We start from the raw sequence: 13,943 nt of genomic DNA, 5'->3' as shown, positions 1-13,943 counted from the left end.
ACCCGCCCCGGAGCGGCACCGCTCGGCTGTCCACAGGCGCTGCCACACTGGCCCGGTGCCGAGCCGCCGCGCCCTCCTCCTCGGCGGCGCCGGCGTGGTCGTGGCCGGTGCCGTCGGAGCGGCCACCGGCGTCGAGCAGGGCTGGCTGCCGGGCCGACCCTGGGCGCAGGCCCACCTCGGCCTCAACGGCGACGACGGCGTGATCCCCGCGGACGTCGAGCCGGTGCTCGGGCTCACGAGGAGCTTCCGGTCCGAGGCGATGGCCGGCGCCCGGGTCCCCTACACGCTGCTCCAGCCCTTCAGCCGGCGACCGCTGCCGGTCGTCGTCGCCCTGCACGGCCTCGGCCAGCACCACGACACCGTGGTCGGGGAGCTCGGTCTCGGCGCCTACCTCGCCCAGGCGATCCAGGACGGGGTCCGGCCGTTCGCGATCGCGGTCCCGGAGGGCGGCACCTCCTACTGGCACCCGCACGGCGAGGGCGACACCGGCGACATGGTCACCGACGACCTGCTCCCCGAGCTCGCCCGCCGTGGCCTCGACGTGTCGCGGGTCGGCCTGATGGGCTGGTCGATGGGTGGGTACGGCGCGCTCCGCCTGGGCGGCGTCCTCGGACCCGACCGAGTCGCCGCCGTGGTCGCCGCCAGCCCGGCGATCTGGACCGACCCCGCCGACGCGTCCTCGTCCGGCTTCGCCAGCGCGGAGGAGTACGAGCACTACACCGTGGTCGGCCACCAGGACGACCTCGACGGCATCGCCGTCCGCGTCGACGTCGGGACCGGCGACCCGTTCTACCGCGACGTGCAGGACTACGTGGAGGCCTTCCCGGCGGGCGCCGACGTCACCAGCACCTTCGAGCCGGGCGCCCACGACGCCGGCTACTGGCGCCGCATGCTGCCCGCCGAGCTCGACTTCCTCGGCCGCGGCGTAGGCTCGCAGGCGTGATCTTCCAGGACGCCGGCCTCGTCGACTACCTGGCCGCGTGGGACCTCCAGCGCGAGGTCCACGAGCGCGTGGCCGACGGCGCGCAGCAGGACACCGTGCTGCTGCTGGAGCACCCACCGGTCTTCACCGCCGGCAAGCGCACCGAGCCCTTCGAGCGCCCGGCCGACCCCGGCGGCGCGCCGGTCATCGACGTCGACCGCGGCGGCAAGATCACCTTCCACGGCCCCGGCCAGCTGGTCGGCTACCCGATCGTCACGCTGCCCGACCACGTCAAGGTCGTCGACTACGTGCGCCGGGTCGAGGAGGCGCTCATCCACGTCTGCACCGACCTGGGCGTCACCACCGCCCGCGTCCCCGGCCGCAGCGGTGTCTGGCTGCGGGCCGACGAGCGCGGTCCCGAGCGGAAGATCGCCGCGATCGGCATCCGGGTCAGCCGCGGGGTCACCATGCACGGCTTCGCGATCAACTGCGACGTCGACATGAGCTGGTACGACCGGTTCGTCCCCTGCGGCATCGCCGACGCGGGCGTCACCTCGCTGAGCCGCGAGCTCGGCCGCGACGTCACGGTCGCCGAGGTCACGCCGTACGTCGAGCGCCACCTGCGCGACTACCTCGCCTGGGCGCCGTACGACGCCACGCCCGACTACGACGCCCGGCCCGACCCGGCCAAGCAGCCCCGGATCGAGCTGCTGACCCCGGCCCGACCCTGATTCCACCCTGAGGGGCGGCGCGTTCTGCGCCGCCCTCAACCTTTCTCCTGCTTGGGTCGTCTGACGTACCGATCGGGAGGACGCCCATGCCAGAGCTGGTCATCGAGACCACGGGGCTCCGCAAGGAGTTCAGCACCCGCCGGGGACGGCGCATCGCCGTCGACCAGCTCGACCTGGCGGTGCCGGCCGGCGGCGTGCACGGCTTCCTCGGGCCGAACGGCTCGGGCAAGACCACCACGATCCGGATGCTGCTCGGGCTGGCCCGCGCGACCGCCGGCGAGATGCGGCTCTTCGGCGAGCCGGTGCCGCACCGCCTGCCGAGCGTCATCGGCCGGATCGGCGCGGTCGTGGAGAGCCCGAAGTTCTCGCCCCACTTCAGTGGCCGGCAGAACCTCACCCTGCTCGCCCGCTCGATCGGCGCCCCCACCACCGCCGTCGACGCGGCGGTCGACACCGTCGGCCTGACCGGCCGCGACAAGGACCGCTTCAAGTCCTACTCCCTCGGCATGAAGCAGCGGCTCGCGATCGCGGCGACCCTGCTCAAGGAGCCGCAGCTGCTGATCCTCGACGAGCCGACCAACGGGCTCGACCCGGCCGGCATCCGCGAGATCCGCGAGACGATCCGCGGCCTCGGGGAGTCCGGCGTGACCGTGCTGCTCAGCTCGCACATCCTGGCCGAGGTCCAGCAGGTCTGCACCTCCGCCACGATCATCGGCCGCGGCCGGATGCTCGCCTCGGGCCCGGTCGACGAGCTCGTCGGCACCAGCACGGCCTACCGCGTCGCCGCGCCCGACCCCGACGCCGCCTCCCGGGTGCTCACCGAGGCCGGCTTCACGGTCCGCGACGGACTCCTCGTCGAGACGTCCGACCCCGCCGCGGTCACCCGCGCCCTCGGCGGCGCCGGCATCTGGCTCACCGAGCTCACGCCCGTACGCCGCGACCTCGAGTCGGTCTTCCTCGAGCTCACCTCCGGCACGGAGATGGGAGCGAGCGAGTGATCCGCCTCCTCGGGGTCGAGCTGACCCGCCTGCGCTGGCGGCGCGCCGTCGTGGCGCTGCTAGTCCTCGCGATCGTCGTCCCCGCGCTCATCGCCGCCTCCCGGATCTGGGCCACCCGGCCGGTCTCCCAGGACGAGCTCGACACGGTCGCCCGGCAGAACGCCGGCCAGATCGCTCAGTGCGTCAAGCACCCGAACCGGTACGGCGTCCGCGGGCCCGACGCCATGGCCGAGCAGCGCTGCACCGACACGATCGTCGGCTGGTACACCGGCCGCGAGCGGATGAGCTTCCTCAGCGAGCGCCTCGGCGGTTCCGGGATGGGCGTCGTCGCCGTGCTGACCGCGCTCCTGCTGCTCGCCGCGACGACGTTCGTCGGGCACGACTGGAACAGCGGCTCGATGAGCAACCAGCTCCTCTTCGAGCCACGCCGCGGCCGGATCTGGGCGGCCAAGGCGATCGCGGTCACCCTGGTCGCGGGCGTGCTCGCGGTGATCGTGAGCACGGCGTACTGGCTCGGCATCTGGGCGACCATCTCGGTGCGCGACCTGCCGACGGCGCCGGGCGCCCTCGGCGACTCGCTCGCCTACGGGCTGCGCGGGGCCGGCTACGCGACCGCGGCGACCCTCGGCGGCTACGCGCTGACCATGCTCTTCCGCAGCACGGTCGCGACCATCGGCGTGCTCTTCGGGGTCGTGGTCGCCGGCGGCATCGTGATCGCCGCGCTGTCCCTCGGCGAGCAGTGGCAGCCGCAGAAGAACGTCTCCGCGATCGTGAAGAACGGCACGATGTACTACGTCGACCTCCCCGAGGCGTGCGGCGGGCCGCAGGTCGCACCGGACGTCGACTGCAACGGCCTGAAGGAGCTGCCACTGTGGCGCGGGGCGGCCTACTACGGAGTACCCCTGCTGATCGTGGGCGCCGGGTCGGTCCTGTCGTTCCGGCGGCGCGACGTGCCGTGAGTCGGGTTCGACGCCCGGCGTACAGTGGGGCCTCGTGACGTCAGCAACCTCCCCGCAACCCGAGGGGCGCAAGCTGCTCCGGCTCGAGGTGCGCAACTCGGAGACCCCGATCGAGCGCAAGCCCGAGTGGATCAAGACCCGCGCGAAGATGGGTCCGGAGTACAAGCACCTCCAGAACCTCGTGAAGTCCGAGGGCCTCCACACCGTGTGCCAGGAGGCCGGCTGCCCCAACATCTTCGAGTGCTGGGAGGACCGCGAGGCGACGTTCCTCATCGGCGGCGACCAGTGCACGCGGCGCTGCGACTTCTGCCAGATCGACACCGGCAGGCCGGAGCCCCTCGACCGGGACGAGCCGCGCCGCGTGGCCGAGTCCGTGCAGACCATGGGCCTGCGCTACGCGACCATCACCGGCGTCGCCCGCGACGACCTCGAGGACGGCGGCGCCTGGCTGTACGCCGAGACCGTGCGCGCCATCCACGAGCTCAACCCCGACACCGGCGTCGAGAACCTCATCCCCGACTTCAACGGCAAGCCCGACCTGCTCGCCGAGGTGTTCGAGTCGCGGCCCGAGGTGCTGGCCCACAACGTCGAGACCGTGCCGCGGATCTTCAAGCGGATCCGCCCGGCCTTCCGCTACGAGCGCTCCCTCGACGTGCTGACCCAGGCCCGCGCGTTCGGGCTGGTCACCAAGTCCAACCTCATCCTCGGGATGGGCGAGACCCGCGAGGAGGTCTCGCAGGCGCTGCGCGACCTGCACGAGGCGGGCTGCGACCTGGTCACGATCACCCAGTACCTCCGTCCCTCGCTGCGGCACCACCCGGTCGAGCGCTGGGTGAAGCCCGAGGAGTTCGTCGAGCTCCAGGACGAGGCGATGGAGATCGGGTTCGCCGGCGCTCTGTCCGGGCCGCTCGTTCGTTCGTCGTACCGGGCCGGTCGGCTGTACCGTCAGGCGATGGACGCCCGCGCGGGCGCCCAGACCGCTTGATCAGACGAAGAAGAAGGCACACCAGAACATGGCGAAGGACCCGAAGCCCGTCGACCCGGAGAAGATGAGCCGGCGCGCGCAGTTCGTCGAGACCTACCGGATGGCCCGCAAGTCCGACCCGCGCCTCGGGCTGTGGGTCGGCGGCTCCTTCGTGCTCGGACTCGCGGTCGGCTTCGGCGTCTTCTTCCTGATCGCCGGCGGCACCACGCTCGGCGTCATCATCTCCGTCGTCGGCGGCCTGCTGCTCGGCGCGCTGCTGGCGATGATCGTCTTCGGCCGCCGTGCCCAGAACGCGGCGTACAGCCAAATGGACGGTCAGCCCGGCGCGGCGGCCGCCGCGCTGCGGATGCTCCGCGGCCGGTCGTGGAAGTCGACCCCGGCGATCGCGTTCACCAAGCAGCAGGACGTCGTGCACCGCCTGGTCGGCCCTCCGGGCATCGTGCTCATCGGCGAGGGCAACCCCAACCGCCTGAAGTCCCTCATGGCCACCGAGCGCCGCAAGCACGAGCGCGTCGCCGCCGACGTCCCGATCCACGAGGTCGTGTGCGGCAACGGTCCGGGCGAGGTCCCGCTGGCCAAGCTGGTCCGCCACGTGCAGAAGCTCGGCCGCTCGGTGAAGCCGGCCGAGATGACCGACATCCTCAACCGCCTCAAGGCACTCGACTCGACCCGCTCGGCGGTCCCGCTGCCCAAGGGCCCGGTCCCCACCAGCATGAAGGGCATGCGCGGCCAGATGCGCGGTCGCTGAGGCGGCTGGTCGGGTTTCCCCGGGCAACCGGGGAAACCCGCCCTGTCACCACCCAGGTCAGCTGGACGCGGTGGCGCCGCCGAGGTCGCCCATCATCGAGCCCAGGTCGGGCATGTCGGTGACCTGGTCGGCCGGGGGCGCCTCGATCGAGACGTCCTCGCCCCAGTCGGAGACCGTCATCTCGACGGACCCGCTGCCGGCGGCACCCATCGCGAGGTCGTCCATCGACATCTTGGCGAAGCGGCCCTGGTCGTCGAGCCACAGGTCGTAGGTGAGCGAGTCGGGCATCTGCGCGCCCATGCCGCCCATGTCCCCCATGTCGCTGCCCAGCGAGTCCATCAGCTTCTTCACGTTCATGGTCAGCTCGTAGTGGTCGAGCCCGTCCTCGTCGCCGACGTACGTCACCTTCGAGATGCCGGTCTCCATGGACTCCAGCGACTTCGCCGGGTCCATCTGGTCGAAGAGCTTGTCCATGCCGAGCGAGGCGAAGGGGCCGTCGGGGTCGGAGGGGTCGATCTTCCAGAACTTGCCCTGGGTCAGCTCGCCCATCGAGAGGTACATGACCCCGTCGACCATCCGGACGTCCATCTCGCCGGCGCTCGACGGCGCACCCGGCAGCTCCATCTTCATCGCGACGCTCGGGGTGTCCGTCGTGTAGTCGACGTCGCCCTCGGCGGTCATCGCGCCGGTGGACCCGAGGTCCATCGTCATCGTCATGTGGGCGGTGGTGCTGTTCTCGAGACCGTCGGTGACGGTCTTGACGAAGTCGGCCGGGTCGACCGTGTCGCCCTCGGACAGGTTGCTCAGCAGGGCCGCCTGCTGGGAGTCGTCCTTGGCGGCGGAGTCGTCGGACGAGTCGCCGCAGGCGGTGATCCCGCCGAGCAGCAGGACGGTGGCGGTGGCGGCCGCGGCGCGGCGCAGGTCGAGTCGCATGATCGGTCCTTTCCCCGAGTGGTTCGAGGCTAACCGGCGGGTGGGGACCGATCCCTGGCCCAGGCGGGCTACGCCGCGTGCTGGCTGTGGGCGACCTGCAGCGTCACGGTCGCCGTACCGGCCGCGAGGTCGTGCAGGCCGCGGCGGTCGGGCCGGAAGACGAGCGGCGGGATGACCACGGCGACCAGGATGGCGCGGGCCAGCGAGCGGAGCGGGTCGAGGCGTCCCCCGCCGTCGACGCGGACGACGCGGAGCCGGCAGGCCATCTTCCCGAAGGAGCCGCCGACGGTCGTGGTGAAGAGCGCCGACTCGATCACGAAGACCAGCAGCGTGAGCCACTGGTCGGAGCTGCCGGGCGCGGAGTAGCTGTCCCAGCCGACGAAGACCACCACGACGAGCGTCGAGGCGACCCAGTCCACGAGCAGGGCGAGGACCCGGCGACCCCAGGACGCGGTGTCGTACGGCAGAGTGGCGGGCGCGGGCACGCGGTCAGGCTAGACGGTCGCTTGGAGCGTCCACCCACCGGTGACCTGTTACATCCACGAAACAAAGCCGATACGGTCGAGAAACTGCCCGTGCATACGTTGCGAGCACCGCCCGGAGCAGCGTCGCCCCGGTTCCTGCTCCGCACTGACGTCGGCTGCCGCCCGAGTGCAGCCAAGGAGGACGAATGTTCCAGAACAGCGATGAGCTGCTCAAGTTCATCAAGGACGAGGGCGTCGAGATGGTCGACGTGCGCTTCGTCGACCTGCCCGGTATCGAGCAGCACTTCACCGTCCCCGTCTCGTCGTTCGACCAGTCGGTCTTCGACGACGGTCTGGCCTTCGACGGCTCCTCGATCCGTGGCTTCCAGGCCATCAACGAGTCGGACATGGCGCTGTTCCCGGACCCGACGACCGCGTTCGTCGACCCCTTCCGCACCTCGAAGACCCTCAACCTGAGCTTCTTCATCCACGACCCGATCACGGGCGAGGCCTACTCCCGCGACCCGCGCAACATCGCGCGCAAGGCGCTGGCCTACCTCAACACCACGGGCATCGCGGACACCGCCTTCTTCGCCCCCGAGGCGGAGTTCTACATCTTCGACTCGGTGCGCTACTCCACCGACGCCAACGAGGGCTACTACCACATCGACTCCGTCGAGGGCTGGTGGAACTCCGGCGCCGAGGGCGACAACCGCGGCTACAAGACCCGCTTCAAGGGCGGCTACTTCCCCGTCGCGCCGTACGACCACTACGGCGACCTGCGCGACGACATGGTCAAGAACCTCGAGGCCTGCGGCCTCCACGTCGAGCGGGCCCACCACGAGGTCGGCACCGCCGGCCAGGCCGAGATCAACTACAAGTTCGACACGCTGCTCAAGGCCGCGGACGACGTGATGAAGTTCAAGTACCTCATCAAGAACACCGCGTGGGAGGCCGGCAAGTCGGTCACCTTCATGCCGAAGCCGATCTTCGGCGACAACGGCTCGGGCATGCACGTCCACCAGTCGCTCTGGAAGGACGGCGAGCCGCTCTTCTACGACGAGACCGGGTACGGCGGCCTCTCCGACCTCGCCCGCTGGTACATCGGCGGCATCCTCAAGCACGCCCCGTCGCTGCTCGCCTTCACCAACCCGACGGTCAACTCCTACCACCGCCTGGTGCCGGGCTTCGAGGCGCCGATCTCGCTCGTCTACTCCTCGCGCAACCGGTCGGCGTCGGTCCGCATCCCGATCACCGGGTCGAACCCGAAGGCCAAGCGCATCGAGACCCGGTTCCCCGACCCGTCGGCGAACCCCTACCTCGCGTTCTCGGCCCTCATGCTCGCCGGTGTCGACGGCATCAAGAACAAGATCGAGCCGGCCGCCCCGATCGACAAGGACATCTACGAGCTCCCGCCGGACGAGATGGCCGAGATCGACCAGGTCCCGACCTCGCTCGGCGCCGTCCTCGACGCCCTCGAGGCCGACCACGAGTTCCTCACGGTCGGCAACGTCTTCACCCCCGACCTGATCGAGACCTGGATCGAGTACAAGCGCACCAACGAGATCGCCCCCGTGCAGCTGCGCCCGCACCCGCACGAGTTCGAGCTCTACTACGACATCTGATCAGCGCGGTTCGCTGACCAGCGACGGCGTTTCCGTAGGCCATCTGACCTGCGGAAACGCCGTTCGTTGTTTTCCATCATTGTCCACTCTCGGTCACCGTGTCGTGCGCCAGCGGTGCGCCAGCGCTCGACGTGGCGGTCGACGGCCTCCGGCCTTCCCCGACCGCCTCGTCGAGTGCTTTGCGCGCCTTGTCACCCGACGTCGGCATCACGTGTGCGTACACCCTGAGCGTGAAGCCCGCATCGGCATGCCCGAGGTACTCCGAGACTGCCTTGATGCTGACTCCGTGCTCGAGCCACAGGGAAGCGCAGGCATGCCGCAGCGCGTGCATGCCGTTGTCGCGCTCGTTCGGAACGCCGGCAGCGCGCAAGCAAGGCCGCCAGACGGTCTGATTGAAGTAGTTCCGGTTGAGTGGCTTGCGCTCCCGGCTGTAGAAGATCAGCCCCGCGAAAGAAGGGGACTCGATGCGGTCTCCCGCGAGGGGCGACACGCGTTCCAGGTGCCGCGCGAGCTCGAGGCCCACCCACTCCGGCATGGGCACCGAACGAACCCGCCCGTACTTTGGCAGCGCAGGGACCGGCCGACCGGCCTCTAGGCGGATCTGCTGCCTGACGTGGAGCTCCTGCCGCAGGAAGTCGATGTCCTGCACTCGAAGCCCGAACGCCTCGCCCTGCCGAAGCCCACAACCTGCCGCCACCACGACGAGCGCGCGATACTGCTCCGGCACCTCGTCGACTACATCGAGAACCCGATCGACCAGCCACGGACGGATCCTTCGCGTCGGTTGGGTAGGCGCCTTCACCCCGGCTGCACGGGCAGGATTCCGGGTGATCAGACCATCGTCGACCGCTGCATTGAGCAAGGCACCGAAGTTCGTCAGAAGGAGTCGGACATAGCTAGATGAGAGCTCGTCCGACAACCGCCGGATCCAACGCTGCACAGCAGCCGGGGTGATCTTCACCAGTGGCCAGCTTCCCCACTCAGGGAGGATGTGGACGCGGAGGCGCAGCTCGAGCGCGGCGAGCGTCGTCGGCTGCATGACCTGCCGGTCAAGCCACTCCGCAGCGAAGTCGGCGACAGCGACACGGCCGGCCCGCTCATCCACGTAGGCACCGCGGTTGAGCTGGTGTTGGAGATCCGCGAGGAACCGCTCGGCGTCGACCTTGCGATCGAAGGAGCGATTGCGGGATTGGCCCTCGGGATCTCGGTAACGGACCTGCCAGCGCTTGCCGGATCCGTAGCGCGACGAGCGAACGCGCCGACCGCTACCCCGCTCGGTCGTGTGCCACCTATCGGCGATCGATGCCATTCACTCCCCCGGATGTCAGTTCGGTTGGCACGACGGGCCTTGTAACCATGCGAGCACGTCACGCGGGTCATACCGGCAGTGCCGGCCAACCCGGAAGAATCGCGGACCCGTCCGCTTGTGGTTGAGCTTGTAGAGAGTGGAAACCGGGATGGCAAGGAACTCCGCGGTCTCCTCGAGCGTCCACAGCCGATCGGGCATCGTCGACGCCCTACGCACGCTCACAGGCCGAACGCCAATCGCTTCGAAGCCAGCTGCACATCGAACGAGTGGCGCCCAGCTTCGTCTTGCAGCGTGATCTCCCGCCCGACAACTCTCAGAGCCTCAGCGAGAGACTGAGCACCACCGAGGGCACCGACTGCAGCTAAATATCCCCGAGTAGCGGGAAGGAGTCGGCGAATGCTGCCCGCGCGGTGGCCCGCGCGCATGCGCTCGAGCCCGATCGCGCCGTTGCGGAGCGACGCCTCTTGGATGTCTTGCCACTCGGGAGCGATCGGCCAGCGCGAGCGTGTTTGGTCTGCGGTCGGCGTGCGCAGTGACAGCCATTCGTCGGTCAGGTAGGCCCAGAGCCGCGGCAGCCGCTCGAGCGCCTCGACCGGATCGTCGATGGCGGTCTGCGCCAAGACCTCGCGAGTGACCTGGAACTCGACTCGCAAGACTCGCTCCCCAGCGCGATACGGATCGCCCCAGACGTCGGGCCACCAGTCGGTTCCCTTGACCCGGGACTCTTCCGACTTGTCATAGATGCGAGCCATGACGCCCGACTTGCCGGTGCCGAACCGCATCGTCTGGAACGTCGAGTCGGACTCCCACATCGTGAGCTGGCGAGCACGGCACACGAACCGGCCACGGTCCTCGCTCGTAAGCGGCCAGCCCTGCACGTCCGTGAAGACGTCGACCCGCGACGAGCTCCACACAACCTGACCCAAGAGCATCTCGAGCGTGCCCATGAACCAGTTGAGCGCTGATTCGACGCCAGCGGCGTGAATGAACGCGGCCGACGGCTGCACGTTCACCGTCGGCAGGTGGGCACTAGCCGTCAGACCGACGACGCCGTTCTCATGATCCAGCCGGTATGGGTATCGATTCAGGGATCGAGCAGCGACCTGGAAGGTCTCCCCTCCGGCGTCGAAGTCCTGCGGCGTGCGCGTCTCCCGGGCGGCGTCGCGCGAACGATCGAGGTCAGCGAGCAGCGCCTCGTTCAGCCGGCCCCGGCCGGACAGGTAGAACGAGTCGACACCGGAGGCCAGCTCCACCAGGTCACCGCTCGTTCGTAGTTGCACATGTCAGACTTCACCACAAATCTTCGATGTTGTCCAACATATCCAACTATTCGTCATCGCTCTCCTGAGCTGTCCGCTGCTCGGTCCACACGCGCTGGATGTCGACGGAGACCCCTTCAAGTTCGAACTCGTCAGGATGGACACCGAAGAACTGTCGGAAGAGCCCGACCTTCCGAAAGATCGACGAGCGAGTCATGCCGATGCTCTGCAGGCCCTCGAAGCCTCCGTAGAGCTTCCACATCACCCAGAAGCCAAGCGCATCCCCCACCCGGTTCGCCGAGTAGCTGCGGATGGCGTCACCCAACGGGGTCTTATCGACGACCGGGTCCACATACTTGCGCGTCGCCGCCTTGTAGGCGTCCCATGCGGCGCGCGCACGCCCGCGACCCTCGACGCTGGGCATCCGCTCCGACCGGTAGTCACTCACGAGCGACACGCTAGCGACTGGCGTCGACACCTCTGGTCACCGCGCCCGATGCAGTTTGAGGGTGCTGTGTTACAGAGCACGCACCCACCCGCGGCAGCCGATAGCATCGCCGCGATCACAAGGAGAGGTTCATGCCGCTAGCGCACATCACAAGGACCACGTTCCGCGTTGCTGACTTTCTGTCTTGGCAGCGCAGTGGTCAGCTACTCCTGAGCCCCGCCTTCCAGCGCCGGTCAGTCTGGAACGCGAGCCAAAAGTCGTACCTGCTCGACACGGTCGTGCGCGGACTCCCCGTGCCGATCGTGTTCATCCGCGACTCCATCGACCTCGACACGCGTTCCAGCGTGCGCGAAATGGTCGACGGACAGCAGCGACTGCGGACCCTTATCTCGTTCATCGATCCGGATGCGCTTCCGGACTTCGATCCCGAGCGCGACGAGTTCACTGTGCGGAGCATCCATAACTCGGAGATCGCTGGCAGGCCGTTCGGACGGCTATCGAAAGACGTGCAAACCACGATCCTCGGATACGAGATCAGCACTCACGTCCTTCCCCTGACATTTGAGGACAGAGACGTCCTTCAGGTCTTTGCGCGCATGAACTCGACCGGTCTCAAGCTCAATCCTCAGGAGCTCCGGAACGCGGCATTTGCCGGCGCCTTCAAGACGTACGCCTACGAACTCGCGACCGAACAACTCGACCGTTGGCGAGACTGGAACCTCTTCTCGGAGGACCAGATCGCCCGCATGCGCGAGGTCGACCTTGTTAGCGATCTCCTCATCAACATGGCCCTTGGCTTGACCGGAAAGTCTCAACCCAAGATCGATTCGTACTACGAGGAGAACGATCTGGAGTGGCCGGGCGGCGAGCAGTACGCGAACCGCTTCCGACACACCCTGGACACGATCGACAAGCTGGCTGGCTCGACCTTCAAGACGAGCGCGTGGCGCAGCGAGGTCAACTTCTTCACCCTATTTGCTGTGATCTACGACCTCGAGTGGGGTCTGGGCTCACCTGGATCAGCCGGCAAGGCGCGAAAGTTGCCAACTGGAGCAACGACTCGGGTCCATGAAGCGAGCGAGGCACTGAAGTCCGAGAACGTGCCGAAGGAAGTGCTCGATGCGATGCAGCGCGCGTCGGCAGACCTCGGCCGCAGGCGGACCCGCTACGAGTACCTGCGCAATGCCATCCAAGCCAGCTAGCGCCGTAGCGGACGCCTGCGCCCGACGCGCGAACTACCTGGTTCACTACACGACGAGGATGTCGGGTCGATGTAACTCCGACGCCGACAGGAACCAGGTCTACGCTGGCGCCTACGTCGCCTACCTCGCCTTCTTCGAGCAGCAACTGGAAGACCTCTTTATCGGCCTGCTCACGCATAAATACGTACACCCGAACACGGGGGTAAAGCCCGTCGTTGCGATGCCGAACGCCAAGGCTGCTAAGTCCCTGATCACCGGTGGCCGGAGCTACGTCGACTGGTTGCCTTACGACCAACACACACGCAAGCGGGCGACGGCCTTCTTGCTCGAAGGCCAGCCCTTCCTAGGTCTTGGCAAGCCGGATCGAGCCGCGCTTGAGCGAGCGTCCGTGCTTCGAAACGCGCTAGCGCATCAGAGTGATCACTCTCAACGCAGGTTCAAGGAAGAGTTCACAGACGGCAAGTCGCTCCGAACTGGCGAATTGAAGCCGGGTGGCTACCTTCGAGGGTCTCACTCCCGCCTGAAGACGCGATTTGAGGTCCAGCTCCAAGAGCTCGTTCGCGTTATCCGCGAGCTCACGAGTTAGGGCGGGTGGGGAGAGCGCCCCTCCACACGCCGCTCCGCGTCGCGCGGAGCCTCTGCGCACCCGAGAACCCCACCCGCCCTGCTTACGGCAGCAGGTGGGCCACGCCGGCCGCGCCGCAGCCGACACACTGCCAGGCGATGCCGCCCGGGCGCGCCGCGGCGTCGGCGACGTGGGGTCCTGACCCCCAAGAGACGTCGGCCGCGCAGTGAGGGCAGCGTCCGTCTGTTGACGGACCAGCCCCCTGCCGCCGGTCATCTCGTCGCTGAGCTCTTGATCGACGTGGTGAAGCCACTCGAGAGCGTTGCGGGGCCTTAGTTCTACGTCTGGCTCCCCGATCCAAAGCAACTGTCCGGCCGCCTCGAGCTCGTCCTCGAAGTCCCGCCGGACGGCCTCGCGATGCTCGACGCAGTAACCACGGACAACGGGCCGAAGCTGAGTAGCCCCGCTGGGGAGTTCAACAAGACCAGCCATCCCCAGTAGTCGGCTGACGGATTTCCCGCAGACCTCGCATGACCAAACACCTGACTCGAACCCCATCGCGGAGCCTTCCCAGACACGCAGAGAACGGCTCGTGTGCGCCCCCGGTGCGCCCGCATCCATGCGGGAGCTGCGTTTCCGCAGGTCAACGCCAGGAGCGACTCGAGCCGACGCTCTACTACGACATCTGAGCCACCCGCTCACGTCGTACCCACGAAGGCCCCCGGAGCGATCCGGGGGCCTTCGCCGTCGATTCGGGAGTTTCGTCGCTCGAGTCCGGACTTCTGGTCGGCCTGG

The 13,943-nt window shown here is 68.3% G+C and carries 15 protein-coding genes; 9 read left to right on the top strand and 6 right to left on the bottom strand.

Features of this window, described 5'->3' with window-relative positions:
* Window positions 1–55 precede the first annotated feature (55 nt).
* The 6 genes from K8U61_RS19395 (at window position 56) to K8U61_RS19370 (ending at window position 5,343) form a co-directional block, all read left to right on the top strand.
* Complete coding sequence (locus K8U61_RS19395) at window positions 56–943, top strand: alpha/beta hydrolase (protein ID WP_224124706.1); 888 nt, start codon at window positions 56–58, stop codon at window positions 941–943.
* Entirely contained in the window at window positions 940–1,653 is a 714-nt protein-coding gene (gene lipB, locus K8U61_RS19390) for a lipoyl(octanoyl) transferase LipB (RefSeq protein ID WP_224124705.1), read from the top strand. Before K8U61_RS19395 ends, lipB begins: the two co-directional genes overlap by 4 nt.
* Before the next feature lie 86 nt (window positions 1,654–1,739).
* Window positions 1,740–2,651: an ATP-binding cassette domain-containing protein gene (locus tag K8U61_RS19385; RefSeq protein WP_224124704.1), complete on the top strand. Its 912-nt coding sequence runs from the start codon at window positions 1,740–1,742 to the stop codon at window positions 2,649–2,651.
* Window positions 2,648–3,610: a hypothetical protein gene (locus K8U61_RS19380; protein ID WP_224124703.1), complete on the top strand. Its 963-nt coding sequence runs from the start codon at window positions 2,648–2,650 to the stop codon at window positions 3,608–3,610. The genes K8U61_RS19385 and K8U61_RS19380 overlap by 4 nt, the downstream gene beginning before the upstream one ends.
* A 34-nt stretch (window positions 3,611–3,644) precedes the next feature.
* Window positions 3,645–4,595, top strand: a complete 951-nt coding sequence (lipA, locus tag K8U61_RS19375) for a lipoyl synthase (protein WP_224124702.1) — start codon at window positions 3,645–3,647, stop codon at window positions 4,593–4,595.
* A 28-nt stretch (window positions 4,596–4,623) separates the two neighbouring features.
* Window positions 4,624–5,343, top strand: coding sequence for a DUF4191 domain-containing protein (locus tag K8U61_RS19370; RefSeq protein WP_224124701.1), 720 nt, complete (start codon window positions 4,624–4,626; stop codon window positions 5,341–5,343).
* A gap of 57 nt (window positions 5,344–5,400) precedes the next feature.
* Here the strand turns inward: K8U61_RS19370 and K8U61_RS19365 are convergent, their stop codons facing one another.
* Together K8U61_RS19365 and K8U61_RS19360 are read right to left on the bottom strand one after the other, a co-directional pair.
* Window positions 5,401–6,276: an SCO4651 family lipoprotein gene (locus K8U61_RS19365; protein ID WP_224124700.1), complete on the bottom strand. Its 876-nt coding sequence runs from the start codon at window positions 6,274–6,276 to the stop codon at window positions 5,401–5,403.
* A 68-nt stretch (window positions 6,277–6,344) separates the two neighbouring features.
* A complete protein-coding gene (locus K8U61_RS19360) occupies window positions 6,345–6,761 on the bottom strand; it encodes an RDD family protein (protein WP_224124699.1) in 417 nt (138 codons plus the stop codon).
* A 185-nt stretch (window positions 6,762–6,946) separates the two neighbouring features.
* Between K8U61_RS19360 and glnA the strand changes: the two genes are divergently transcribed.
* On the top strand, window positions 6,947–8,365 hold the full coding sequence (gene glnA / locus K8U61_RS19355; RefSeq protein ID WP_224124698.1) for a type I glutamate--ammonia ligase: 1,419 nt from the start codon (window positions 6,947–6,949) through the stop codon (window positions 8,363–8,365).
* 76 nt (window positions 8,366–8,441) lie between these two features.
* Here glnA and K8U61_RS19350 read toward each other — a convergent pair whose 3' ends face one another.
* The 4 genes from K8U61_RS19350 to K8U61_RS19335 form a co-directional block, all read right to left on the bottom strand.
* Window positions 8,442–9,674 carry a tyrosine-type recombinase/integrase gene (locus K8U61_RS19350; RefSeq protein WP_224124697.1) on the bottom strand — a complete coding sequence of 411 codons (1,233 nt, stop codon included), beginning with the start codon at window positions 9,672–9,674 and terminating at the stop codon, window positions 8,442–8,444.
* A gap of 15 nt (window positions 9,675–9,689) precedes the next feature.
* Window positions 9,690–9,872 (bottom strand): helix-turn-helix transcriptional regulator, encoded by a 183-nt coding sequence (locus K8U61_RS25575; protein WP_224124696.1) that lies wholly within the window; start codon window positions 9,870–9,872, stop codon window positions 9,690–9,692.
* A gap of 20 nt (window positions 9,873–9,892) precedes the next feature.
* Window positions 9,893–10,927 (bottom strand): hypothetical protein, encoded by a 1,035-nt coding sequence (locus K8U61_RS19340; protein ID WP_224124695.1) that lies wholly within the window; start codon window positions 10,925–10,927, stop codon window positions 9,893–9,895.
* A gap of 73 nt (window positions 10,928–11,000) precedes the next feature.
* Window positions 11,001–11,381: a hypothetical protein gene (locus K8U61_RS19335; protein ID WP_224124694.1), complete on the bottom strand. Its 381-nt coding sequence runs from the start codon at window positions 11,379–11,381 to the stop codon at window positions 11,001–11,003.
* Between the two features lie 131 nt (window positions 11,382–11,512).
* On the opposite strand from K8U61_RS19335, the gene K8U61_RS19330 reads away from it, so the two are divergent.
* Window positions 11,513–12,583 carry a GmrSD restriction endonuclease domain-containing protein gene (locus tag K8U61_RS19330; protein ID WP_224124693.1) on the top strand — a complete coding sequence of 357 codons (1,071 nt, stop codon included), beginning with the start codon at window positions 11,513–11,515 and terminating at the stop codon, window positions 12,581–12,583.
* Window positions 12,564–13,169, top strand: a complete 606-nt coding sequence (locus tag K8U61_RS19325) for a hypothetical protein (protein WP_224124692.1) — start codon at window positions 12,564–12,566, stop codon at window positions 13,167–13,169. The genes K8U61_RS19330 and K8U61_RS19325 overlap by 20 nt, the downstream gene beginning before the upstream one ends.
* Window positions 13,170–13,943: the final 774 nt, after the last annotated feature.

Source organism: Nocardioides mangrovi (assembly GCF_020073815.1).
Classification (GTDB): domain Bacteria; phylum Actinomycetota; class Actinomycetes; order Propionibacteriales; family Nocardioidaceae; genus Nocardioides; species Nocardioides mangrovi.
Note: the sequence above shows the minus strand (reverse complement) of the source record. Positions and strands in the feature narration are given on the sequence as shown.